The organism is uncultured Agitococcus sp. (genome assembly GCF_937920075.1).
GTDB lineage: Bacteria > Pseudomonadota > Gammaproteobacteria > Pseudomonadales > Moraxellaceae > Agitococcus.
In genome coordinates this window covers 1-1,084 of the sequence record NZ_CALETI010000045.1, presented here as the reverse complement: position 1 = coordinate 1,084, position 1,084 = coordinate 1, and the positions used below count along the sequence as shown (strand labels likewise).

Here is a 1,084-nt window from a genome sequence, read left to right as displayed (position 1 = left end):
CCCGCGCTGATGTACGCAGAAAACAGTAATCACAAACGTCAAAAGATAAGCCATTGTTGGCTGGGTATTTGTCGCACTTGACGTAGAGTTAGGGTTGATTAACGATGAAACAGATAGTTGTTAGCTTTAGTGGTGGCAGAACAAGCGCGTATTTATGCAGTTTGATTAAGAAATTGCACCCTGACGCTGTTTTTGTCTTTATGGACGTAGGCGCGGAGCATCCAGCAACCTATGATTTTGTGCGTAAATGTAATGATTATTTTGGCTTAAATTTAGTGTGCTTGCGTACTGTTGTTAGTGAAAAATGGAAAGAAGGCGTAAGCTATCGCGTGGTTGGCATTAACGAAATAGGCGATGATTTGCAGCCATGGCGCGATATGTCTTTGAAATATGGCTTGCCGTACCACGGGGGGGCGTTTTGCACAGACAGAATGAAAACAACACCATGCAAAAAATACTTAGAAGATGTTTATGGTGCTGGCAATTATCACTTGTGGCTTGGGATGAGGATTGATGAGCCAAAGCGATTAAACAAAAAGGAAGGCTTTAGTTATTTAGCGGATATAAGCGACTTTGAAAAAAAGGACGTTTTGGATTGGTGGGCAAAAATGCCTTTTGATTTGAAGATAAAAGAGCATTTAGGCAACTGTGTATTTTGCATAAAGAAAGGTGTTAATAAAATAGCACTTGCCGCCAAAGATGAGCCGCAACTAGCAGATAAGTTTATCAAAATGATAAATATGGATGACGTGCGTATAGTTCCAAGCCGCACCACACCGAATGATGCCATGTATAGACAAAGCATGAGCCTAGAATCAATTATTGATTTATACGCTGAAATGCCACGCGATAAACTAGCAAAAACAGTAAGAAACACGTTTGAAACGGGGAGTTGTTCCGAGTCTTGCGAGGCTTTCGCGGAGCAGATGGATTTAGCGTTGTAAGTAACCCTAACTAAAAGTTAAGCCGCAAACACCTAAAGCGGTATTTGTTTTACGTCAAAATCGGCTAGGTGTTTGTCGGTTTGACGCAGGAGTTAGACACATTATGACAATTAATTTAATGCTTGGTGATTGCTTAGAGC

Annotated in this window: 1 protein-coding gene; it reads left to right on the top strand. The window is 41.1% G+C overall.

What is annotated here, in order from left to right; genetic code table 11:
* The first annotated feature begins 104 nt into the window (after window positions 1-104).
* Window positions 105-944 carry a phosphoadenosine phosphosulfate reductase family protein gene (locus Q0212_RS01315; protein WP_297921043.1) on the top strand — a complete coding sequence of 280 codons (840 nt, stop codon included), beginning with the start codon at window positions 105-107 and terminating at the stop codon, window positions 942-944.
* Window positions 945-1,084: the final 140 nt, after the last annotated feature.

Bases quoted from the DNA above. Each gene is read 5' to 3' on its own strand.
- Q0212_RS01315 (WP_297921043.1), top strand. From the start codon at position 105: ATGAAACAGATAGTTGTTAGCTTTAGTGGTGGCAGAACAAGCGCGTAT.